Origin of the sequence: Janthinobacterium sp. BJB301, from assembly GCF_002735685.1 — a bacterium.
In the GTDB taxonomy this organism is placed as follows: Bacteria; Pseudomonadota; Gammaproteobacteria; order Burkholderiales; family Burkholderiaceae_D; genus Janthinobacterium; species Janthinobacterium lividum.
The window spans coordinates 409,963-432,563 of sequence record NZ_PDZJ01000004.1 but is presented as its reverse complement, the minus strand read 5'-3'; the positions used below and the strand labels follow the sequence as shown (position 1 = coordinate 432,563).

Sequence of the window (22,601 nt, the reverse complement as noted above, 5' to 3'; positions counted from 1 at the left end):
GTTCTCCTCAGGCCGCCCGCAGTTGCAGGAAGTAGACGTCTTCCAGGTCCGGTTCGACACGGCGGAAGCCGTCATCGGGCTGGCTGTCCGCATACACGTTGATCTGCGTGCGGCCCGCCACCAGGCGGCTCGACAGCACCGTGCAGTGCTGCTGGTACTGCGCCAGTTCGGCATCGCTGACGCTGCGGCGCCAGACGCGGTCCTGCAGGGTGGCGATCGCCGCCTGCGGCGCGCCGTCGATCAGCACGCGCCCCTTGGCGATCATGGCCATGCGGGGGCACAGATTGGTCACGTCTTCGACGATGTGGGTCGACAGGATCACCACCACCTTGTCGCCGATGCGCGCCAGCAGGTTCAGGAAGCGCTGGCGTTCATCGGGGTCCAGGCCGGCGGTCGGTTCGTCGACGATCACCAGGCGCGGCGCGCCCAGCAGCGCCTGGGCGATGCCGAAGCGCTGGCGCATGCCGCCCGAATAGCTGGCGACGGCGCGCTTGCGCGCCTCCCACAGATTGGTCAGCTGCAGCAGCGCCTCGACCGCCTCGCGACGCTCGCCCCGCTGATGCAGTCCCTTCAAGATGGCAAAGTGATTGAGCAGCTCGACCGCGCTGACCCTGGGATAGACGCCGAAATCCTGCGGCAGGTAGCCGAGCTGGCGCCGTAGCGCCGCCTTGTCGCTGGCGACATCGACGCCGTTGAAATGCATGCTGCCGCTGTCGGGATCCTGCAAGGTGGCGATGGTGCGCATCAGCGAGGACTTGCCGGCGCCATTCGGCCCGAGCAGGCCAAACAGACCGGCGGGAATCTCCAGGCTGACGTTATTGATGGCGTGAACGCCGTTGTCGTAAGTTTTATCGAGCGCTTTGAGCGATAGCATGGCGGGGCTCCAGGAAAGAAGCCCCCAGCCTATCGGCGCACCGCCGCTGCCGCCAGCGGCGCCACACGAACGGCGCAATGTGCCACGCGAACGGTCGAAAAGCGTGACGAACGGTGCGGCGACTGGCTATTAAAACTCTTCCCAGTCATCGCCGGCTGCCGCCTTGGCTGGCGCCAGCGTCCTTGGCGGCACGGCGGCGCCGCGCACGGCAACGCGCGGGCGCGGTGCTGCCGGCGCAGGACGCGCGGCTGCCGGCTGTGGCGCCGGACGGCGCAGCAAACCTGGCTGATCGCGCAACTTGAATACGCTGACCACTTGCGCCAGGCCGTTCGCCTGCTCTTGCAGCGAACCGGCGGCGGCCGCCGCCTCTTCCACCAGGGCCGCATTCTGCTGGGTCACCTGGTCCATCTGGGTAATCGCCTGGTTGACTTGCCCGATGCCGTGCGTCTGTTCCTGGCTGGCGCTGGAAATCTCGCCGATGATGTCGGTCACGCGCTTGACGCTGGACACCACTTCATCCATCGTCGCGCCGGCCTGGTCGACCAGCTTGGCACCCACGCCCACCTTGCTGACGGAGTCGTCGATCAAGCCCTTGATTTCCTTGGCCGCCGCTGCCGAGCGCTGCGCCAGGTTGCGCACTTCGCCGGCCACGACCGCAAAACCGCGTCCCTGCTCGCCGGCCCGCGCCGCTTCCACGGCCGCATTGAGCGCCAGGATATTCGTCTGGAAGGCGATGCCGTCGATCACGCTGATGATGTCGACGATCTTGCGCGACGACTCGTTGATCGACCCCATGGTCGCCACCACTTCGGCCACCACCGAGCCGCCGCGGCTGGCGATGCCGGCCGCGGCGATGGCCAGCTGGTTGGCCTGGCGCGCGTTATCCGCGTTCTGCCTGACGGTGCTGGTCAGCTCTTCCATCGACGAAGCGGTTTCTTCCAGCGAACCGGCCTGCTGTTCCGTGCGCGATGACAGGTCCAGGTTGCCGGCCGCGATTTCCGACGATGCCGTGGCGATGCTGTCCGTGCCGCTGCGCACCTGGCTGACGATGCTGACCAGATTGTTGTTCATATTGCCCAGGGCCGTCAGCAACGCCCCCGTTTCATCCTTCGCCGTCGTGGCGACGGTCTGCGTCAGGTCGCCGGCGGCCACCGTTTCGGCCAGCGCCAGCGCCTGGCGCAGCGGACGCGTGATGCCCGTCGTCAGCAGCCACGAGCACAACACGCCGAATGCCACGGCGAACAGCGTCAGCAGGCTGATGACGGTGGTGTCATGCACGGCGGAAGCGTCGATCTGCTTGGCCGTCGCATCGATGCTTTCGCGCTGCAAGGTCACCAGTTCCTGCAGTAAATCCTGGTACACCTTGGCCGCCGGGGTGAACGCGGTGTCGAGGATTTTCGCCGCGCCTTCCACGTCGCCATCGGCCTTGGCCTTGACGGCGCCGTCGCGCGAGGCGCTGTACACCTTGCGCTGCTCGAGGATCTTGGCAAACAGGGCTTTTTCCTTGTCGCCCGCGACGAGCGGCTCGATCTGCTTGAGCAATTCGGCCGCCTTCTTCACGGACGCGGCCGAGTCTTCCTTGAAATACGGTCCCAGCGCCGGGTCGCTGCTCTTGACGATGGCGGCCGTGCGGCGGATCGAGGCAAAGTTCAAGCCATACCAGTCGGTAATCAGGCGTTCCTTGGTCAGCGGTTCGGCCATCATGGCCCGCGTCGACGTCGCCACCTCATTGAGGCGCCACACGCCCACTGTAGCGATCAGAACGGTCATTGCCAGGATCAGGACAAAGCCGATGCTCAGGCGCTTGCCGATCTTGATATTTGCGATAAAGCCCATGGTGTCTTTTCTCTCAATAAATGCATCAAAGATATATTTAATTCCATATGGAATTTTTTGCATTGCAGATTATACATTGTTGAAATATATGTAGCTGATTTGTTGATTTTGAGAAATGTTTCTGTTAAGTTAAAAATCTCCTCCGCAACTACAGGCGCGCCGCGCTTGTCCGCCCGCCTGTTTCTCAAAGAAATCTATGAAACTTTCCGCATTGCCCCTGAAGAAAATCACCTTTGCCGCCGTCCTCGCCTGTGCCGGCAGCGCCCACGGCGCGGCCCTGCCACCCGCCATCGCGGCCCAGCTCGCAGCCAATTACCCGGCCGTGGAAAGCCTGTACCTGGACTTGCACCGCCACCCGGAACTGGCGTTCCAGGAAGTCGAGACGGCAAAAAAACTGGCCGAGAAGGTCAAGGCGCTCGGTTTTGACGTAACCACCGGCGTCGGCGGCACGGGCGTCGTCGCCATCCTGCGCAACGGCCCCGGTCCCGTCGTCATGCTGCGCACGGAAATCGATGCGCTGCCGGTGCTGGAAAAGACCGGCCTGCCGTTTGCCAGCAGCGTGGTGACGAAAAACGCGGCCGGCGAAAGCGTGCCGGTGATGCATGCCTGCGGCCACGACGTGCACATGTCGGCCTGGTATGGCAGCGCCAAACTGATGGCCGACAACCGCCAGCACTGGAGCGGCACTCTGATGCTGGTGGGCCAGCCGGCCGAAGAACCGCTGCTGGGCGCGGCCGCCATGCTGAAGGACGGCTTGTTCACGCGCTTCCCGAAACCGGACTATGCCCTGTCCTTCCACGATGAAGCGACGCTGCCATCGGGCACGGTGGGCTACCACGCCGGCTACTTCCGCGCCGCCGCCGACACCATCAGCATCACCGTGTATGGCCAGGGCGGCCACGGCGCCGCGCCGCACGACACGCGCGATCCCGTCGTGATGGCCGCACGCATCGTGCTGGCACTGCAAACGCTGGTCTCGCGCGAAAACAATCCGATGGACCCCGTCGTCATCACGGTGGGCAGCATCCATGGCGGCACGCAGGCCAACATCGTGCCCGACCAGGTCACCATGCAACTGACGGTGCGTACCTTCAAGGATGCCGTGCGCAAGCGCGTCCTGGCCAGCATCGCGCGTGAAGTCAAGGGCGAAGCGTTTGCCGCCGGCGCGCCGAAAGAGCCGCTGGTGGAGATTCGTCCAGGCACGGACGCCGTCTACAACGACCCGGACCTGACCCTGCGCATGGTGTCTACCTTGCAAAAATCGCTGGGCGCGGCCAACGTGACGGAAATGCCGGCCAAGATGACGTCGGAAGACTTCGCCAACTACGGCCAGGCCGGCGTGAAAGCCGTGCTGCTGCATATCGGCGCGGTGGAACCAGGCAAGCTGGCGGCGGCCAAGGCCAGCGGCAAACCGCTGGCCGGCCCGCACTCGCCGCAATGGGCACCCGAGTACCAGCCGACCATCAAGGCGGCGATCACGGCGGAAACGTCGATCCTGCTCGATTTGCTGGGCAAGAAGCAGTAATCAGGCAGTGCGCGGGGAAGCTGCTTTTCCCCGCGCCCCTCCCCCTCGTCCGAAATGCTTTCCTTCATCCCCCTGCTGCAGTAAGCTCGTTGTCTGCCGCCACGTTCGTGCCGGCATCCCTTGCAACCAGACCATGAATGGATACTGTATGCCGACAACCGCGCTCAAACGCCCCGTACTGACCCTGCTGGCCCTCGGCTTTGCCATCTCCACCGCCTTCGCCGCGCCGGCTCCCACCGACCGCCAGGCCGACCGCTGGGATTTGACGGCGCTGTATCAAAACGATGCCGCGTTCGACGCCGACGCGAAAAAGCTGTCGGCCCAGCTGCAGCAACTGGGCGCCTGCAAAGGGCAGCTGAAAGCCTCGCCGGCCCGCCTGAAAAGCTGCCTGGACCTGTACGCCGATGCGCGCAAGCGCGTCAACACGCTCACCACCTATGCGGCGCAGTACTACGACCAGGATACGGGCGACAGCAAGGGCAACCAGCTGAACCAGCGCGCCGCCCTGCTGGGCAACGATTTCTCCCAGGCGACGACCTTTCTGCAGCCGGAAATCCTTGCCCTGGGCAGCCAGCGCATCGATGCCATGCTGGCGAAGGACAAGGGCTTGCAGCTGTACCGTTTTCAATTGAGCAACATGCTGCGCAGCGCGCCGCATACGCTCAACGCGGCTGGCGAGCAGCTGGTGGCGCAGTTTGGCCTGGCAACAAGCTCGGCCGCCAGCGTCTACCGCACTCTGGCCAATGCGGAAATCCCGTGGCCGACCGTCACACTGTCGGACGGTACACAAGTGCGCCTCGACCAGGCGGCCTACACGAAATACCGCGACGATGACAAACGTGCCGACCGCAAGCTGGTGTTCGACGCCTTCTTCGGCAAGTGGAAGGAATATGAACGCACGTTCGGCGAAACCCTGTACGGCCAGCTGAAGACGGATGCCGCGTATGCGAAGGTGCGCCGCTATGCCGACTCGCAAAGCGCGGCGCTCGACGCCGACCATTTGCCGCCGGCCGTCTACCAGACCCTGATCGCGCAAACCAACGCCAACCTGCCCACCTTGCACCGCTACTTCAAGCTGCGCGCGCGCATGCTGGGCGTCAAGGACCTCGCGTATTACGACATCTATGCGCCGCTGCTGAAAAGCGACCGCACCTTCCCGCTGGCCGAAGGCAAGCAGATGATGCTCGACTCCGTCGCGCCGCTGGGGCCCGACTATGTGAAGGCACTCACCGCCGCCGTGGACGCGCGCTGGATGGATGTGTATCCGCGCCCGCGCAAGGTGGCGGGCGCCTATATGAATGGCGACGCGTACGACGTGCATCCGTTCGTGCTCCTCAACTACACGGACAATTACGAAGCCGTCAGCACCCTGACGCACGAATGGGGCCACGCCATGCACTCGGTGCTGGCCAACAAGGCGCAGCCATCGATCTATGCACCGTACAGCATCTTTGTGGCGGAAATCGCCTCGACGACGAACGAGGCGCTGCTGCTCGATGCGCGCCTGAAGCAGGCCAAGGATGACGACGAGCGCCTCTTGTACCTGGGCGCGGCGCTGGAAAACCTGCGCGGCACCTTCTTCCGCCAGGCCATGTTCGCCGAATTCGAGGCGGCCATCCACGGCAAGGTGGACAAGGGAGAATCGCTGACGGGCGAAGAGATCACGGCCATCTATGCCGGCATCCTCAAGCGCTACCACGGCGAGGCGCAGGGCGTCATGACCATCGATCCCGCCTACGCGCTGGAATGGGCCTACGTGCCACATTTTTATCACGGCTTCTACGTGTTCCAGTACGCCACCTCGATCGCGGCGGCGCAGGATTTCGCGCAGCGCATCCTCGACAAGGAACCGGGCGCGCTGGCCGCCTACCTGAAGATGCTCGGCGCGGGCGGCTCGGCCTATCCGTATGAAATGGTGAAGGCGGCCGGCGTCGACCTGGCCTCGCCGAAACCGTACCAGGCGCTGGTGGCGCGCATGAACGGCATCATGGACCAGATCGAGGCGATTGAGAGCCGCCGGGGGAAGTAAGCTTGAGCAAACCCCAAGCGAAGGCTGGGGTCAGACCCCCTCTATTGTTAGCGCAAGCCTCTGTGTTAGCGGTGTTGAGGGTCTGACCCCGAAGTTTCAGCCGCCGCAAACGCCGCCGCATCGCTCTCGAACATGTCTTCCAGTTCCTCGCGCGCCTGGCGCGTGAGGGACATGACTTTTTGCTGGTCCTGGAAGTGCGGCGCCACTTCCAGCAGGGTTTTCAGGTTATGCCGGCCAAAGATGCCGGCCGCGCGCTGCGCCCGCTCCGGACTGAAGCCCACCTGCTGCAAGGTCTGCTCGCCCAGCAGCAGCGCCGCCGCGAACGTTTCGCGCTCGATCAGGGTCACGCCCCGCTTCATCAATTCATAGTAATGCGTGACGTTGCGCGCGCGCGCCAGAATCGTCAGTTCGGGCAGGCGCAGGCGCACGGCGTCGACCAGGGCCAGACTGTCTTCCACGTTGTCGATGGCGATCACCAGCGCCCTGGCCTTCTCGATGCCGGCCGCCACCAGCAGATCCACGCGCGTGGCGTCGCCATAGAACACCTTGAAGCCGAACTTGCGCAGCAGCTCGATCTGGTCCGGGTCGTGGTCCAGCACCGTCACGCCGATTTTATTGGCCGCCAGCAGGCGGCCGATGATCTGGCCGAAGCGGCCGAAACCGGCGATGACGATGGGGTTGTCCTGCGCCTCGATATGGTCGTCGGGCCGGCGCTTCTTTTCGCCTTGCAGGCGCGGCGCGACGAATTTATCGTGCGCCAGCAGCAGCAAGGGCGTGGCCACCATCGACAGGGTCACCACCACGACCAGCAGCGCGGCCGTCTCCGGCGCAAACACGTGCGCGGCCTCGGCGGCGGCAAACACGACGAAGGCGAATTCGCCGCCCTGCGACAGCAGCAGCGCAAAGAACAGCTGCTGGCCGCGGGGAATGTCGACAAACTTCGACAACAGGTACAGCAAGGCGATCTTGACCGCCAGCAGCCCCGCTACCAGGGCCAGGATCAGCAGGGGCTGGGCGCGCAGCACGCCGAAATCGACGGACATGCCGACGGCGATGAAAAACAGGCCCAGCAGCAGTCCCTTGAACGGCTCCAGGTCGGAAATGAGTTCATGGCGGTATTCGGAATCGGCCAGCAGCACGCCCGCCATAAAGGTACCCAGCGCCATCGACAAGCCCACCGATTCCATCAGCACGCAAATGGCGATCACCAGCAGCAGGGCGAAGGCCGTGAAGATTTCGCGCAAGTCCGTCCTGGCGATGAAGCGCAGGATGGGGTTCACCAGGAAGCGCCCGCCGATCACCAGGGCCGCCAGCACGGCGGCCAGCTTGGCCACGCGCAGCCAGCCCGGCTCACCGCTATGCGTGACCAGGCCGCCCAGCAGCGGCACCAGCGCGATCATGGGAATGGCGGCGATATCCTGGAACAGCAAAATGGAAAAGCCCGCGGAACCGGCCGGCGTCGTCATCAGCTTGCGTTCACCCAGGGTGGCCAGCACGATGGCCGTCGACGACAGCGACAGCCCCAGCGCGCCCACCAGCGCGGTGCGCCAGTCCACGCCAAAGGCCATGGCCACGGCGCACAAGCCCGCGCTGACGACACCCACCTGCGCCCCGCCCCAGCCGAAAATCGGACGGCGCAGCAGCCACAATCGTTTGGGTTCCAGCTCCAGGCCGATCAGGAACAGCAGCAGCACCACGCCGAATTCGGAAAAGCTGAGGATCACCTCGACATTCTTGATCAGGCCCAGGCCCCAGGGACCGATAACGACGCCGGCCACCAGATAACCCAGCACGGCGCCCATGCCCAGGCGCTTGGCCAGCGGCACCATGATGATGGCGGCAACCAGGTAAAACAGTATGTTGATGAGAAAGCTATGGTGTTCCATGCGGGTTCCGGAAAAACGTGACTGGAATCGCAATCATGCCTGAAGTGGCTCGCCAGCGGGGTATCAGGGTTGCGGCGCATCGATACGTGCGCGTAGTTCGTCGACATTCACGCGCTGGAGGTAGCTTTCGATATTCTTCCACACGGCGTGGTAGCCGTAGCCGCCATTTTTCAGCTCGTCGATCGCCTTCTCGCGCGGCCAGCCCTGGTACAGCATGCGGTACATGGCGGCCATCATGCCCGTGCGGTCGGCGCCGTGCAGGCAGTGCAGCAACACGGGACCGTGCTGCCCGGCGGCGCGGATGGCACGCATGGTGTCGATCACATGCCGGTCGCGGATGGCCCAGGTATTGATGGGAATACGGACGGCGCGGATGCCGCTGCCTTCCAGCACCTGCGTATCGGAGTGGAAGGAGCGCAGGCTGATCACCGTCTTCACGCCCAGCGCCTGCAGCTGGGCCACGTCGGCGCTGTCCAGCCTGGCGCTGCGGTACAGGACGGGCGTGACCTGGTGCAGGTTCGACACCTGCGGCAACGGCGTGGCCCAGTCCGGATGGCGTGGCGGCGATGGCTGCGCCCCGGCCGGCGCGGCGGCCAGCCCCAGGGCGAGCGTCAAAAGTACTGCATGCAACATCATGGCTTCCTTGTTATTGATGAATGGCGCCAGCGCGCTGCACCTGCGCCAGTACGTCCAAAGCGGCGCGCGGACGGCCCAGGGCCAGCGCTTTCGCGCGCATGGCATGCAACTGTGCAGGATGATCGAGCAGCAGGCGCACGCGGTATTCCAGGGTGACGGCATCGAATGCCTTCAGGGCCACGCCCTGCTCCAGCAGATAGTCGGCATTGCGCTCTTCCTGCCCCGGAATCGGCGAGTTGACGATCATGGGCAAGCCCAGGGCCAGGCATTCCGAGGTAGTCAGTCCGCCCGGCTTGGTGATCACCAGGTCGGCGCACGCCATCAGGCGCTCGACTTCGCTGGTAAAGCCTTGCGCCAGCAAGCGGCCCGGATACTGGCCGGCCAGTGTCTGCAGCGCCGCCAACGCGGCGGCGTTCTTCCCCGCCAGTACGATCAGCTGGAAGTCGCCCGGCAGCGCCAGCAGGCGCGCGGCGACCGTTTCAAGGCTGCCCAGTCCCGCCCCGCCGCCCATCAGCAAGACCGTCGTGCGCTGCGGGTCGAGGCCAAACGCCTGCGCGCACGACACGCGGTCGGGCACCTGCGCAAACGCGGGCATGATGGGAATGCCCGTCACATGGATGCGTTCGGCGGGGATGCCTTCGTGGCGCATGCGGAACGCCACTTCGTCGGTGGCTGCAAAATATCCCTGCATCTGTTCATGCACCCACATGCGGTGCAAGTCGAAATCCGTGACTTGCACCCAGACGGGGCAAGCCAGCTGCTGCTGGCGCAGCGCGCGCGACAGCAGTTCGGCCGGCAGGAAATGCGTGCAGATGATGGCGTCTGGCTGGAAGGCGGCGATCTGCGCCATCAGCGCACGCGTGTTGAGGCGCTCGATGCCACGGCGCAGGCGCTGCATGGTGCTGTCGCGCGGCGCATCGTGGGTGGCGTGATACAGATAGCCCCACAGCGCGGGGGCCTTGTTGACCAGCTTGATATAGAAATCCGTGTACAGCTTGCGAAATGCCGGCGTGACGAAGTCCATCACGTCGAGATGCAGGACCAGCGCCGCAGGGCCTGCGCCGCCATCGCGCGACGCATACGCCTCGATGGCTTGCGCCGCGCGCATGTGGCCGGCGCCGGCCGAGACGCTCAGGAGAAGAATTTTTTTTGTCATGAGCTAGCCAATCACGGGGACAGGCAGGGCCGACACTTTCCAGCTGCCTTTGAGCTTGCGCTCCATCAAAGCCGGCAAGGTGCTGGCGTCGGGCGCGCCTTTTTTGGTGAACTTCACCGGCACCAGCAGATAGATGGTGACCTTGTCATCGTCGGCAATGTCTTCCTCCTCGGGCGCCGGATTCCAGCGCTTGTCGATGGCCAGCAGCGCATCGACGCCGTCCGGCCAGGCCAGGTCCGCCAGATGCCGATCGTCGCGCCGCAGCAGCTCGCCCGCGGCCAGGCTGGCCTGATCGAGCGTGCGCCGTCCCAGGCGTGCCAGCAGCGCCACCGGAAAGCGCCATGGGCTGTGTTCCGTGAAGCCGTGCACGGTCAGCGGCCAGCGGGCCGGCAGGCAGATGGCCAGTTCGGTCATCGGCGATTGCTGGAACAGGCCAACCGTAAACAGCAGCTTGAAATCGCTCTTGCCATCGATGCAGCTGATTCCCAGCGAAAAGCGCGCGTCGCCGCTGTCCGGGCTGAACACGGCGGGCAGCACCCAGCCGGCGCTGTTGTGCATAAAAGTGCGGATCGATTCCTGCGGCGAGGCGGCCGCCTGCTGCGGCACGTCGAGTATGCTGACGCCGCCGGCGGCAGCGAGCAATTGGGCGATCGCCGGAAAGCCCCAGCCGGTGGCGATATCGACCGGCGCCTGGTTCCAGCGCGTATGCAGGCGGTTCGGATTGGCGCCCCGCTGCAGCAGCAAGGCCACCACGTCCTGGTGGCCGCCGATGCAGGCGCTGTCCAGCGGCGACAGGATATTGTCCGGCAGGCCATCGACGGCAGCGCCATGCTCGAGCAGCCAGCGGCAGGTATCGAGATGGCCATGGCTTGCCGCCGCGTCCAGCGGCGTATGGTTGCGGTAACCGGGCAAAGGCAGATCGATGTCCATGCCCAGCGACACGAGCAGGGCGCAGACGTCGCGGCTGCCGCCGGCCGCGGCCAGATGCAGCAGCGATTCGCCGTCATCCATGTTGTAGCGGCGCAAAGTCAACAGCAGCGGTGTGGCCTGGAGCAGGCTGCGCACCTGCTCCACCTGATTCTCGCCCACGGCGTCGCAAAGGCGAAAAAATGTCTCCCGGTGCTGGTTATACAGTGTGTTATTACCCATTCCTCGTCTCTGCTCGTGCTGGCGGCGCCAGCATCGAGCGGAGAATAGCATTTTCTTTCGATTAATCTGCGCGATTTGACAACTCCGGTGTGCGCCGTGCGGCGACGCGCGTATTGAGCGTTACAAATCCATGAAACTGACAGGCGCCACGTCGACGCGCATGACCGGATACAGGTTCAGCCGCTCATCCCACGACGCGTGGCGGCGGGCGAAAAACTCCAGGCGCGCGCGCGGACTCTTTGCAAACTCGGGCTCGTCGGCCAGCTTCTGCCGGAACTGCGCGGCCAGCGCCGGGTCGGCCGCCAACTGCGCGCGCGCCACATCCTCGGCCACATAGTCCTCCATGTATTCCTTGCGCTCGAACGCCGTGTTGAAGCTGCCCCAGGCCAGCAGCGAGTCGGGCGCGCGCGGCTCGAGCAGCGCCACCACCAGGCGCGCCTTCGGCTGGTTGACGGGCACGTACAGCGCGCCGGCATCGACGAGGCGCTCCTCTTTCTGCCACTCGCCCTGTACCGCCGCCGTCTGGCGTCCCTCGAACGACTGCGCGCCAAACTTGACGGCAGTGGCGCGGAAGACTTCCACATTCTGCCGGGCGAAGATGCTGCGCATTTCCTTGTAGGCGATGCCGTGCTGGCGCAACTTGGCGCCCACCATGGCCGCCTGCGCGCGCGGCACCAGGTAGCCGGCCTTCGGTGCGGCCAGCTGCAGGTCAGGCACGATCTCGTCGCGCAGCGGCACGTTCCAGATCTGCGGTGTCTTTTCGTCATAGCGCGTCATCAGGGCGCCCGATACCTCGGACGGCGTGCGCGTGTAGGCATAGCCGCGAAACGCGATCATGCGGCTTTTCTCCGTGGTCTTGTAGCTGAGGGGCAGCGCACTGCCGGCCAGCTGCGTCGCGCGCAGGTCCGCTTCCATGGCGCTCTGCCGCCATGCGGCGCCGTGCTGCGCCATCTGCGACAGCAGGGAAATGATGGTATTGCGCGTGATGCGCACGCGGGTCGGGTAGTCCTTCCACGAGTGAGTTTCCACCAGCACGCCGAAACGGTTACGCAACATGAAATAACCGTGCGAAAAGCGCGGGTTCGGCGTCGAATCGACAAAACCCGACTGCGGATTGTCTTCTTCGGCAAACGACATGTAGAACGGCTTCGGATCGGAACCCTGCCTTGCCAGGTCGGCCAGCACGCCGTCGCGCAGCGCCGATCCCGCCGCGCGCAAGGCCGCATCGCCCGCATGCACGGGTTCGACCTGGATCGAGATATCGGGTTCGAACTGCGCGCCGTCCGTCACGTGCAGGTCAACATACGCCAGCGGATCCCAGGCATTGACCAGCGCCAGCATGTGCTGCATCTCGGGAGAATCGGCCTTCATGTAGTCGCGGTTCAAATTGAAATTCTGCGCCGTGCTGCGCCAGCCCATTTCCTGCGGTCCCCGCTGGTTCGGGCGGTTCCACGCACCGAAGCGCTCATGGCCATCGACATTAAACACGGGCACGAACAGCACCACCTGCTTGTCCAGCGCGCCGGCGGCCGTCTTGCCTTCCAATACTTCGCGCAGGGCCAGGAAACCCGCATCCTTGCCGTCGATCTCCCCCGCATGGATACCGCCCTGCACCAGCAGCACCGGCATCTTGCGCAGCCTGGCCGCGTCCGGCGTCAGCGCGCCCGTGTTGGAAACGGCCAGCGCCAGCATGGGCCGGTTTTCCGGCGTGCGGCCAAATTCAAAGCAGCGCACCTGTTTCGGATACTGGTCTTCGAAGCGCCGGCACAAGGCTTCCACTTCCTCGTAGCGGCCCGTATTCCTGAAACCCGAGTACTCGGCCTCCGTCTTCAGGGAAAACAGCCGCATATCGCGTGCGGCGTGCGCGTTGACGGCAAACAGGGAAAACACGGCGGCGGACAGCAGGGCACGGCGTAGCATCGGACTAGCTCCATCAAGAGGGACAAGCGGGCAATTATAGAGTGGCGGTCAGGTAAAAACGCAGCGGCAAATAAAAAAGCCGGAACAGCGTCAGCTGCTCCGGCCTTGCTCTGGCAAGCGTGAGTTACGAGCCGAAGTGGTAGTTGAACTCGACCCAGCCCTGGCGTCCCTGCGGGCTGAAACTGCCCACCGGGTAGTACGGCCAGCCTCCGCTCGTGTCGCGCTTGATCTTGTCGAAGACGTTGTTGACGATCAGCGACAAGGTGGCGCGGTCGTTGATGCGGTACACGGTGCTGATATTGGCCAGCGCCGTCGGCGTCAGATAGGCCGTGCTGGCGGCGTTCGGGATCTTGCCGTAGCGGCTGACCAGCAGGGTGTTCGACCAGTCGCCCGCGCTCCAGTTCACGCTCAGGTTCAGCTTGTCGGGCCAATCCATGTTCGTCAGCGATTTCGTCTCGTCGATCTCTTCGTCGCCGACGAATTGCTGCGACTTCTTGCTCAGCACCTTGGCGTAGTTGGCCTTGAAGGCGAAACGGCCATAGTCCGTCGTGCGCAGCAGGTACTTCAGGCTCACGTCGATGCCGCTGCTGCTCTGCTTTGCCGCATTGATCGGATTGACGGTGATGGTCTTGATCTCGCCGGCGCGGTTCAGGGCATTCGCCGCGAAGCGCTCGACGCGGCCCAGGGTGTCGACGCAGGTCGGCGAATTGATATCCGTCTTGCCCAGGCGGCAATCGGCTTCGTCGCGCAAGATCTTGTCGGAACTCAGGTTCGTCACGAGGTCATCGATCTTGATGTTCCAGTAGTCGACGGAGACGTCGAAGTTCGAGCTGGGCGACCAGACGGCGCCGACGCCAAACGACTTGCCTTTTTCCGACTGCAGATCCTTGCTGCCGTTCTGCACATAATCAGCGCCCGGCGACTTGTTGGCAAATTCGCAGCCTTCGATGGCCTGGCCAGCCGCGCCGCAGCGGTAGTAGTCGGTGGTGCTCGAGTAGTAACCGGTGCCGCGCGCCTTGTAGATGTAATTCATGTCCGGCGCGCGGAAGCTGGTGGCGTAGTTGGCGCGGAACAGCAGCTCAGGCGCGGGACGCAGTTCCAGGCCGCCGTTGTAGGTGAACTTGCCCTCATGGCGGCCGGCAAAACTGTAGCGGTCGTAACGGCCGGCCAGGGTACCGGTCAGCTTTTCATGCAGCGGCAGATTCAATTCCGCCCCCAGCGCATAGCGGGTACGCGTGCCGGCCGTGATATCGGATTTGGTGGCGACGTTGAAGTAACCGTCGTTCAGGCGCGCATCGGGCACATTGCTGAAGCCCTGCTTGCCCACCTCGGCGATGGTGGCGATCTTCGCCGCGCCGGCGGGCAGCTGGAACAGGTCGCCATTCGTGGACAGGCTCAGGGTATTCGTCCAGGCCTTGTCGTCGCTGTCGGAATTGCCCGTGATGGTGTCGAATTCGGCCGCCGTCACGCGGCGCGACAGGCGGGCAGGATCCGGTGCGTAGATCGGCACGCCGGCAGCGTCGGTGCCCAGTTTCGGTCCCAGGAAGAAGCTGTCGATATTGGCCAGCGCGCGCGGCGTGTGGCTTTCGCTCTTGTACACCGAGGCATTGTAGTTCGCTTCATACTGCCAGGATGACGTGCCGGGAATGCGGCCCTTGGCGCCCAGCGAGATGGCCGTGGCCAGATCGTCCCACTTGCGGTTGTAGCGCTCCACGCCGCCCATTTCCTCGGGCGATATGTAACGCGTCCACGCTTCGTAGCGATTCGTGTTCTGGTTGCGGAAATAGCTGCTGCCCGTCGACGACGACGTCCACGTCGGGCCGCGCGTATTGTTCTCGGTCGAGTTCTTGCCGATCAGGATGTCGGCGAACAGGGTCGTTTCCGGCGACAGCTCATAGTTGGCGCTGCCGAACACGTTCTGGCTGCGGTTCTTGGTTTGCGTGGTCCAGTAAGTGGGGCCGACTTTCGGGCTGGCGCAATAGCTGCCGTTCTTCGCCTGGTACTTGACGACGCTGCCGCCGAACAGGTCGCCGAACTGGTTGCAGGTATCGCCCAGGTCCACGTAGCTGCCGGAGGTGCCCGCCTGGACCACGCGGCGCGACGCGATATTCGTCGGCGTGCCCGAACGGGTGGCCATGAAGTCGCGCTGCAGACTCGACAGCGGATCGCGCTGGCTCAGCTCCAAGCTGAACAAGGTATGCAACTTGTCGAAATTGCCGCCGCCCGTCAGTTGCACGCGCTGGTTGCCGGCGCCGCCACGCGTGGTGCCGCCCGCCTTGACATTGATGTCGAAACCTTCCGTCTGCTTTTTCAGGATGACGTTGACCACGCCGGCGATCGCGTCGGAACCATAGATGGCCGAAGCGCCGCCGTTGAGGATCTCGATGCGGTCGACAATGCTCGACGGGATATTCGCCAGGTTGGTGAAGTTGACCGTGCCTTCGTAGGCGACGGGGAAGTCGGCCAGGCGGCGGCCGTTCAGCAGGATCAAGGTGTGGTTCGGGCCCAGGCCGCGCAAGCTGATGGTATTGGCCGACGGCGTGAACGTATTGCCGAAGTCTTCGCCTTGCGTAAAGCCGCTGTTCTGTACCTGGTTGGTCAACGCATCGAAGACGTTCTTGTACCCTTGCTTGGTGATTTCATCCCCCGTCAGGATGGTGACGGAAGACGGGCCTTCCAGGCTGGCGCGGGGAATCCGCGAACCGGTGACCACGACGGCTGGCGGGGTGGCCGCCGGCTGCTGATCCGCTGCGGGCGCTTGCGTTTGCGCGTGCACCTGCCATGCGGAACCGCCCAGGATAGCCAGTACGGCTACGGTGAGCGGTGGTAACTTGAATTGTATAGGCATCTTTGCGCTTCTCAAGGTTAGGGAGAAGGCGAAAGATATCAAAATGCCAGTAATTACAGAACGAATGGATTCATCTTTCTATATATCAAAATTGTTATATAGAAATATTTATGAGCAGGAAAACGCCACGCGCCTTGCCTGGCACATGGCAGGAACATGCGCCTTAACGGCGAATGATGGCAATTTCCTTGTAGGCCGGGCGCAGCAGCCGCGTGGCCGTGTCGGCCGGACTCTCGATTGAACCCAGCAGTCTGAGCGCGCCCGCGGCCGGCGTGCAGCTGCCACTGCTGCGGTAGCGCAGCGCCGCCGCCAGCATGCCTTCGGCCGCGTCGCCCAACTGGTGCTGGTAATCGTCCGCCACGTCGCAGGTCGGCGCCATGCCATCGGCAAAGTCACCAAAGCCCTTGGCATTGACGCCCTGGAACTGCACGGCAAAATACGTGGTGCCGCAATTCGGCGCGGGAAAGAAACCGTAGGGCTTGCCGCACGTCGTGCCGCCGATCAGGTTGACCTGCACGTCCACGCCGCGCAAGCCGTTGATGATCGCTTCGCTGGCCGAACAGGTATTGCCGGTTGTCAGCAAGGTCACGCGCTTGAGACCCAGCGAAGGCAACGGCGTTCCCTTGGCGAGGGGATTCGGGCCGCCGAAGCCCTGGCTTTGCGCATGGAATGGCACGGGCGCTTCCGGCCGGGTCTTGTCATTGAAGAGCACCTGCTCGAAGGTCTTGCCGGTCGTAAGTTGCGGGCCAGCAATCATGTAAGCGAGTTCACTGGCGACATCCAGATAACCGCCGCCGTTGTAGCGCACATCGAGCACCAGGTCGCTGATGCCGGCCGCCTGGAAGCGGGTCATGGTCTCGATCAGCTGGCGTTCGGCCACATTGTTATGCGTATTGAAGGTCAGGTAGCCCACCTTGCCCGTGGGCGTGTCGATGATGCGCTCGTTCTGCACGGCGCTGGTGCTGACCTCCACCGCCTGCAGGCTCACGGAGATGGACGCCCCATTGCGGCTGAACGCCAGCGTATGCGTGCCTTGCGCTGCAGGGAAGAGGCCGGCGTTGAGGATATCTACGCTGGCCGTGTCGGGGGCATTGACGAAATCGACGCCATCGACGGTTTGCAGCACGTCACCGCGCCGCAAGCCTGCCAGTGCCGCCGGCGAGCCTGGCTCGACAATGGTGACCACCGCCTTGCGCGGCGGCGTGGTGCGCGTCAGCGCCAGCAGCATGCCGTAGCCCAGTTCCACGCCATTGAGCGAGGCTTCCCATTCCGCCGTCGTATACGTGAAATGGAACTGGTCCTTCGGCTTGCCGGACGCCGTCGTGGCCGTCGTTTTCAGCACATCGAAGTACGCCTTGGCCGTGGTGAAGCTTTGCGGCAGGTAGGTGGTCGGCACTTCGCGGTACCACAGATACGTTTCATCGATCCAGCTGCGCACCCACGTCTGTTCATTGAGCAAGGTGCCCGGCTTGTCGATGCTGCTGCCGCTGCGCGGCGCCTCGCAGCGGTTCGCCACCGTGGATGAAGCGACCAGCGCCGTCGGCCCCGTCGGCCCGGTTGGAGTCAAGGGCGGGACGACGGGCGCGCCGTCGCTGCTGCCGCCTCCGCCTCCGCCGCAGGCACTCAACACTAATACGAGGGACACAGCGAGGGAACGACGGCGCAGGGAATGCATGACAAACTTTCCGAAAAGAAATTATCTAAAAATTATAATGCGTTTTCACAGCAGGCGTTGTTTTCTTTGACACAAAAAAATGGCGCCCGCAGGCGCCATTGCTACAGCGTGGAGTTCACCCCATCACGCCACGGTGGCCGCCACGGGCGCAGCCACGACGGGCGGCAGCGGCGTCGGCGCATTGAAGGCGATCAGCAAACTGGCTTCCTTCTCTTTCGCCGCCTTCAAATGACGCTCCTTCACATGGCCATAGCCACGGATGTCTTCCGGAATGCTGGCAATCGCCACTGCTTGCGCCAGCTTGGCCGTCGTCAGTTTCGGCAGCAAGCCGCCTACCGTCGCGCGGTACTCAAGAATCAGCGCGCGCTCCATCTTGCGCTCTGCCGTATGGCCGAACACGTCGAAGGCCGTGCCGCGCAAGCCCTTGAACTTGGCCAGCACGCCAAACGCCTTCATCATCCACGGGCCGAATTCCTTCTTCACCAGATGGCCCTGGGCGTCCGTCTTGGCCATGATCGGTGGCGCCAGGTGGAACTTGAGCTTGATGTCGCCTTCGAACATGGCGGCGATCTTCGCCTGGAAGGCGCCGTCCGTGTACAGCCGCGCCACTTCATACTCGTCCTTGTAGGCCATCAGCTTGTAGAAGTAGCGGGCCACGGCTTCCGTCAGGCGCAGCTGCGGGCCATTCAGGGCGCTTTCGGCGGCGCGCACCTGGCCGACGAAGTCCAGGTACTGCTGCGCATACGCGCGGTCCTGATAGGCCGTCAGCAGGGCCACCCGTTTTTCGATGATGTCGTCGAGCGTGTCGATGCGCTTGAATTCGACCACCTTGGCTGGCGTTGTCATGCGTACCAGGCTGGCCGCATCGTGGGCGCCGGCGCGGCCCCAGTTGAAGGCGGCCTTGTTGAACGCCACCGAGACGTTGTTCAAGTCGATGGCCTTCATGATGGACGCTTCGCTCAATGGCACTTTGCCCTTTTGCCAGGCGTAGCCCAGCATGAACATATTCGTCGCAATCGAGTCGCCCATCAGCGCCGTGGCGATCTGGCCCGCGTCGATGAAGTCCACGTGGTCGTTGCCGCACGCTTTTTCGATTTCCATGCGCGCGGAAGCGCCGGGGAATTGCCAGTCAGGGTTCTTCACGAAGGCAGCCGTCGACGAACTGGTCGAGTTGATCATGGCCCAGCTGCGTCCTTCACCCATGCGCGACAGGGCGTCGCGGCTGGCCGTGACGATCAGGTCGCAGCCGATGACGAGATCTGCCGCACCGGTGCCGACGCGCGTCGAGTGGATATCTTCCTGACGGTCCGCCAGGCGCACGTGCGACATGACAGGGCCGCCCTTTTGCGCCAGGCCGCTCATGTCCAGCACGGAACAGCCCTTGCCTTCCACGTGGGCCGCCATGGCCAGGATCTGGCCGACGGTGACGACACCCGTGCCGCCGATGCCGGTGACCAGAATACCGAACGGCTCGGCCGTTGATGGAATCGTCGGCGTCGGCAAGGCCGGCACTGCTGGCGCATCCTTGTCGGCGGCAGCCGCTTTTTTCGGCTTTTTCAGGCCGCCGCCTTCCACCGTCACGAAGCTCGGGCAGAAGCCCGTCGTGCACGAGAAATCCTTGTTGCAGGACGACTGGTTGATCTGGCGCTTGCGCCCCAGTTCCGTTTCCAGCGGTTCCACCGACAGGCAGTTCGATTGCACGGAACAGTCGCCGCAGCCTTCGCAGACGGCTTCGTTGATGACGGCGCGCTTGGCCGGGTCCGGGTATTCATTGCGTTTGCGGCGGCGGCGTTTTTCCGAGGCGCAGGTCTGGTCGTAGATCATGGCCGACACGCCGGGCATGTCGCGCAGTTCGCGCTGCACGTCCATCAGTTCCGAGCGGTGGCGCACGGTGACGCCTTCGGCCCAGGCGTAATCGTCCGGGTATTTTTCCGGTTCGTCCGTGACGACGATGATCGGGCCCACGCCTTCGGCGGCGATCTGGCGCGAAATGATGGCCGGAGACAATGGCCCGTCGAATTCCTGGCCACCCGTCATGGCCACCGCATCGTTGAACAGGATTTTATAGGTGATGTTCACCTTGGCCGAGACGGCCGCGCGGATGGCCAGGATGCCCGAGTGGAAATACGTGCCGTCGCCGAGGTTGGTAAACACGTGCTTTTCATTCGTGAACGGCGCCTGCCCCACCCACGTGACGCCTTCGGCGCCCATATGGGTAAATGTCGACGTTTCGCGGTCCATCCACAGCACCATGTAATGGCAGCCGATGCCGGCCAGCGCGCGCGAGCCTTCCGGCACCTTGGTCGAGCTGTTGTGCGGGCAGCCGGAGCAGAAGAACGGCGTGCGGTCCTTTTGCGGATCGGGTTTCACGCTGATAGCTTTCAGCACATTCTCTTTGGCTTCCAGGTAGGCGATGCGCTCCTTCACACGCTGCTCGACCGGGTGGCCCGCGTAATAGCGCGAAATGCGGCTGGCGATCGCGCGCGCGATCATGGCCGGGTTCAGCTCATACGTGGCCGGCAGCAGCCAGTCGCCGTGACCCGTACCCTTCTGGTTGCTCCACTCGCCCGTGTCGTCGAACTTGCCGACTACGCGCGGACGCTCGCCGTCTTTGAGGTTGTAGAGTTCTTCCTTCAGCGCGTATTCGAGGATCTGGCGCTTTTCTTCCACCACGAGGATTTCATCGAGGCCCTTGGCGAATTCGTGCACGCCGTCCGCTTCCAGCGGCCACGTCATGCCGATCTTGTACAGGCGGATGCCGATGTCGGACGCCGTCTGCTCGTCGATGCCCAGGTCGGCCAGCGCCTGGCGCGTATCGAGGTAGGATTTGCCGGCCGTGATGATGCCGATGCGCGCCTTTGGGCTGTCCCAGATGATTTTATTGAGCTTGTTGGCACGCGCATACGCCAGCGCCGCATACCACTTGTAGCTGTTCATGCGCACTTCCTGCTCCAGCACCGTGTCGGGCCAGCGGATGTTCAGGCCACCGGCCGGCATCTCGAAGTCGGTCGGCAAGGTGATCTGCACGCGATCCGGGTCGAAGTCGACGGCGGCGCCCGACTCGATGATGTCGGTCACGCATTTCATCGACACCCACAGACCCGTGTAGCGGCTCATGGCCCAGGCGTGCAAACCGTAGTCGATGTATTCCTGCACCGACGACGGATACAGCACGGGAATGCCGCAGGCGTTCAGGATATGGTCGGACTGGTGCGCCGTGGACGAGGACTTGGCCGCATGGTCGTCGCCGGCCAGCACCAGCACGCCGCCGTGCTTGGCGGAGCCGGCATTATTGGCGTGCTTGAACACGTCGCCGCAACGGTCGACGCCGGGGCCCTTGCCGTACCACATGCCGAACACGCCATCGTATTTCGCGTCTTCGAACAGATTCGTTTGCTGCGTGCCCCAGACGGCCGTGGCGGCCAGGTCTTCATTCAGGCCCGGGTGGAATTTGACGTGGTGCTCATCGAGGTATTTCTTGGCCTTGATCGCCGTCATGTCGACGGACGTCACAGGCGAACCGCGGTAACCGGTGATGTAGCCGGCCGTATTCAGGCCAGCCTTCAGGTCGCGCTCGCGCTGCAGCATGGGCAGGCGGATCAGCGCTTGCGTGCCCGTCATGAAGGCGCGGCCACGCTCCAAGGTGTATTTGTCGTTCAGGGAAATTTCAGACGCGTGCGCGCCCGGCTCAAGACTCGAGCCCTTGATTGGTGCATTCATTACTTGTCTCCATTATTCTCTGTGCTACGCGTGCAAAGTCGGTTGAACTCACACGTACCGGCCGCGCTTTGTGAGCATGCCGGTGCGGAAAAATGACTTGTTTGTCGTAGACTACCACAGGAATGCGCGCAGTTCTTTGCTGCGCTGCACTCCCGGGCCGGTACTCTTTTTACTACTATTTGTTACAAAGCAACATTACGCCGCGTTCGTATCTTTCAGCACGCCGCGCTTGATCTGATCCAGCTCGATCGATTCGAACAGGGCGCGGAAATTGCCTTCGCCGAAGCCCTGGTCGCCCTTGCGCTGGATGATCTCGAAGAAGATCGGGCCGATCACCGTCTGCGTGAAGATTTGCAGCAGCAGTTCGCGTTCGTTTTCCGTGCTGTGGCCGTCGATCAGGATGCGCAGGCGGCGCAGTTCTTCCAGCTGCTCGCCGTGGTTCGGCAGGCGGCGGTTGACCAGCTCATAGTAAGTTTCAATCGTGTCCTGGAAATCGATACCCGTATCGCGCATGCCTTGCACGGAGCCGTAGATATCATCGGTGCCCAGCGCGATATGCTGGATGCCTTCGCCATGGTACTGGTCCAGGTATTCGGCGATCTGCGACTTGTCGTCCGACGATTCGTTGATCGGGATGCGGATCTTGCCGCATGGCGAAGTCATGGCTTTCGACTTCAGGCCCGTATGCTTGCCTTCGATATCGAAGTAGCGCACTTCGCGGAAGTTGAACAGGTTTTCATAGAAACCGGCCCATTCCTTCATGCGGCCACGGTGCACATTGTGCGTCAGGTGGTCGATATAGGTCAGGCCATGGCCGACCGGGTTGGCGACGGCGCCGGGAATGGCGACGAAGTCGACGTCATAGATACTGATGTCGCCGATGCCGCCTGGTGCGGCCGCGTCCGGCTTGTCGGCGCCCTTGCCGCGCCAGCGGTCGACGAAGTACAGCAGCGAATCGCCCACGCCCTTGATGGCGGGGATATTCAGCTCCATCGGACCTGTTTTGTTATCGAAACCCCAGGCGCCCAGTTCCAGCGCGCGGCGGTACACGAAGGCCGCGTCGTCGACGCGGATGGCGATGGCGCACACGGACGGGCCGTGATGGCGGGCAAAACGCTGCGCGAACGAATCTTGTTCGGCATTGATGATGAAATTGATGTCACCCTGACGGTACAGGGTCACATCCTTGTGGCGGTGGCGCGCGATGGCCGTGAAGCCCATGTTCTCGAACAGCTTGCCCAATGCTTTTGGGTCTGGTGCTGCATACTCGACGAACTCGAAACCATCGGTACCCATCGGGTTATCCCAAGGCTGAAATTGCATGATGTCTCCTCCAAGAAGTAGCGC

The 22,601-nt window shown here is 63.5% G+C and carries 13 protein-coding genes; 2 read left to right on the top strand and 11 right to left on the bottom strand.

All coding sequences use genetic code 11. The features are described from left to right. Positions 1-7 precede the first annotated feature (7 nt). A complete protein-coding gene (locus CSQ91_RS23950) occupies positions 8-874 on the bottom strand; it encodes an ABC transporter ATP-binding protein (RefSeq protein WP_070258604.1) in 867 nt (288 codons plus the stop codon). 129 nt (positions 875-1,003) lie between these two features. Beyond that, positions 1,004-2,710, bottom strand: a complete 1,707-nt coding sequence (locus tag CSQ91_RS23945) for a methyl-accepting chemotaxis protein (RefSeq protein ID WP_099389826.1) — start codon at positions 2,708-2,710, stop codon at positions 1,004-1,006. Between the two features lie 196 nt (positions 2,711-2,906). Between CSQ91_RS23945 and CSQ91_RS23940 the strand changes: the two genes are divergently transcribed. Together CSQ91_RS23940 and pepF are read left to right on the top strand one after the other, a co-directional pair. Then, positions 2,907-4,235 carry an amidohydrolase gene (locus tag CSQ91_RS23940; RefSeq protein WP_070258600.1) on the top strand — a complete coding sequence of 443 codons (1,329 nt, stop codon included), beginning with the start codon at positions 2,907-2,909 and terminating at the stop codon, positions 4,233-4,235. A 148-nt stretch (positions 4,236-4,383) separates the two neighbouring features. Beyond that, positions 4,384-6,264, top strand: a complete 1,881-nt coding sequence (gene pepF / locus CSQ91_RS23935; protein ID WP_180278500.1) for an oligoendopeptidase F — start codon at positions 4,384-4,386, stop codon at positions 6,262-6,264. A gap of 65 nt (positions 6,265-6,329) precedes the next feature. On the opposite strand, the gene kefC is transcribed toward pepF, so the two are convergent. The 9 genes from kefC to hppD form a co-directional block, all read right to left on the bottom strand. Beyond that, positions 6,330-8,150 (bottom strand): glutathione-regulated potassium-efflux system protein KefC, encoded by a 1,821-nt coding sequence (kefC, locus tag CSQ91_RS23930; protein ID WP_099389824.1) that lies wholly within the window; start codon positions 8,148-8,150, stop codon positions 6,330-6,332. Positions 8,151-8,213: 63 nt separating this feature from the next. Then, positions 8,214-8,786, bottom strand: coding sequence for a dual specificity protein phosphatase family protein (locus tag CSQ91_RS23925; protein WP_244517505.1), 573 nt, complete (start codon positions 8,784-8,786; stop codon positions 8,214-8,216). A gap of 10 nt (positions 8,787-8,796) precedes the next feature. Beyond that, positions 8,797-9,942: an MGDG synthase family glycosyltransferase gene (locus tag CSQ91_RS23920; protein WP_180278499.1), complete on the bottom strand. Its 1,146-nt coding sequence runs from the start codon at positions 9,940-9,942 to the stop codon at positions 8,797-8,799. A gap of 3 nt (positions 9,943-9,945) precedes the next feature. Next, positions 9,946-11,091: an ankyrin repeat domain-containing protein gene (locus tag CSQ91_RS23915; RefSeq protein WP_180278498.1), complete on the bottom strand. Its 1,146-nt coding sequence runs from the start codon at positions 11,089-11,091 to the stop codon at positions 9,946-9,948. A gap of 120 nt (positions 11,092-11,211) precedes the next feature. Continuing rightward, on the bottom strand, positions 11,212-13,011 hold the full coding sequence (locus CSQ91_RS23910; protein WP_099389822.1) for a M14 family metallopeptidase: 1,800 nt from the start codon (positions 13,009-13,011) through the stop codon (positions 11,212-11,214). 124 nt (positions 13,012-13,135) lie between these two features. After that, on the bottom strand, positions 13,136-15,859 hold the full coding sequence (locus tag CSQ91_RS23905) for a TonB-dependent receptor plug domain-containing protein (protein ID WP_099389821.1): 2,724 nt from the start codon (positions 15,857-15,859) through the stop codon (positions 13,136-13,138). 163 nt (positions 15,860-16,022) lie between these two features. Then, positions 16,023-17,534, bottom strand: coding sequence for a S41 family peptidase (locus CSQ91_RS23900; RefSeq protein WP_099389820.1), 1,512 nt, complete (start codon positions 17,532-17,534; stop codon positions 16,023-16,025). Between the two features lie 123 nt (positions 17,535-17,657). After that, positions 17,658-21,254: an indolepyruvate ferredoxin oxidoreductase family protein gene (locus CSQ91_RS23895; protein ID WP_099389819.1), complete on the bottom strand. Its 3,597-nt coding sequence runs from the start codon at positions 21,252-21,254 to the stop codon at positions 17,658-17,660. 195 nt (positions 21,255-21,449) lie between these two features. Further along, positions 21,450-22,577, bottom strand: coding sequence for a 4-hydroxyphenylpyruvate dioxygenase (hppD, locus tag CSQ91_RS23890; protein ID WP_034783523.1), 1,128 nt, complete (start codon positions 22,575-22,577; stop codon positions 21,450-21,452). Between the last annotated feature and the right edge of the window lie 24 nt (positions 22,578-22,601).

Coding starts and splice junctions, on each gene's coding strand:
- CSQ91_RS23950 (WP_070258604.1), bottom strand. CDS start 874: ATGCTATCGCTCAAAGCGCTCGATAAAACTTACGACAACGGCGTTCAC.
- CSQ91_RS23945 (WP_099389826.1), bottom strand. CDS start 2,710: ATGGGCTTTATCGCAAATATCAAGATCGGCAAGCGCCTGAGCATCGGC.
- CSQ91_RS23940 (WP_070258600.1), top strand. CDS start 2,907: ATGAAACTTTCCGCATTGCCCCTGAAGAAAATCACCTTTGCCGCCGTC.
- pepF (WP_180278500.1), top strand. CDS start 4,384: ATGCCGACAACCGCGCTCAAACGCCCCGTACTGACCCTGCTGGCCCTC.
- kefC (WP_099389824.1), bottom strand. CDS start 8,150: ATGGAACACCATAGCTTTCTCATCAACATACTGTTTTACCTGGTTGCC.
- CSQ91_RS23925 (WP_244517505.1), bottom strand. CDS start 8,786: ATGATGTTGCATGCAGTACTTTTGACGCTCGCCCTGGGGCTGGCCGCC.
- CSQ91_RS23920 (WP_180278499.1), bottom strand. CDS start 9,942: ATGACAAAAAAAATTCTTCTCCTGAGCGTCTCGGCCGGCGCCGGCCAC.
- CSQ91_RS23915 (WP_180278498.1), bottom strand. CDS start 11,091: ATGGGTAATAACACACTGTATAACCAGCACCGGGAGACATTTTTTCGC.
- CSQ91_RS23910 (WP_099389822.1), bottom strand. CDS start 13,011: ATGCTACGCCGTGCCCTGCTGTCCGCCGCCGTGTTTTCCCTGTTTGCC.
- CSQ91_RS23905 (WP_099389821.1), bottom strand. CDS start 15,859: ATGCCTATACAATTCAAGTTACCACCGCTCACCGTAGCCGTACTGGCT.
- CSQ91_RS23900 (WP_099389820.1), bottom strand. CDS start 17,534: ATGCATTCCCTGCGCCGTCGTTCCCTCGCTGTGTCCCTCGTATTAGTG.
- CSQ91_RS23895 (WP_099389819.1), bottom strand. CDS start 21,254: ATGAATGCACCAATCAAGGGCTCGAGTCTTGAGCCGGGCGCGCACGCG.
- hppD (WP_034783523.1), bottom strand. CDS start 22,577: ATGCAATTTCAGCCTTGGGATAACCCGATGGGTACCGATGGTTTCGAG.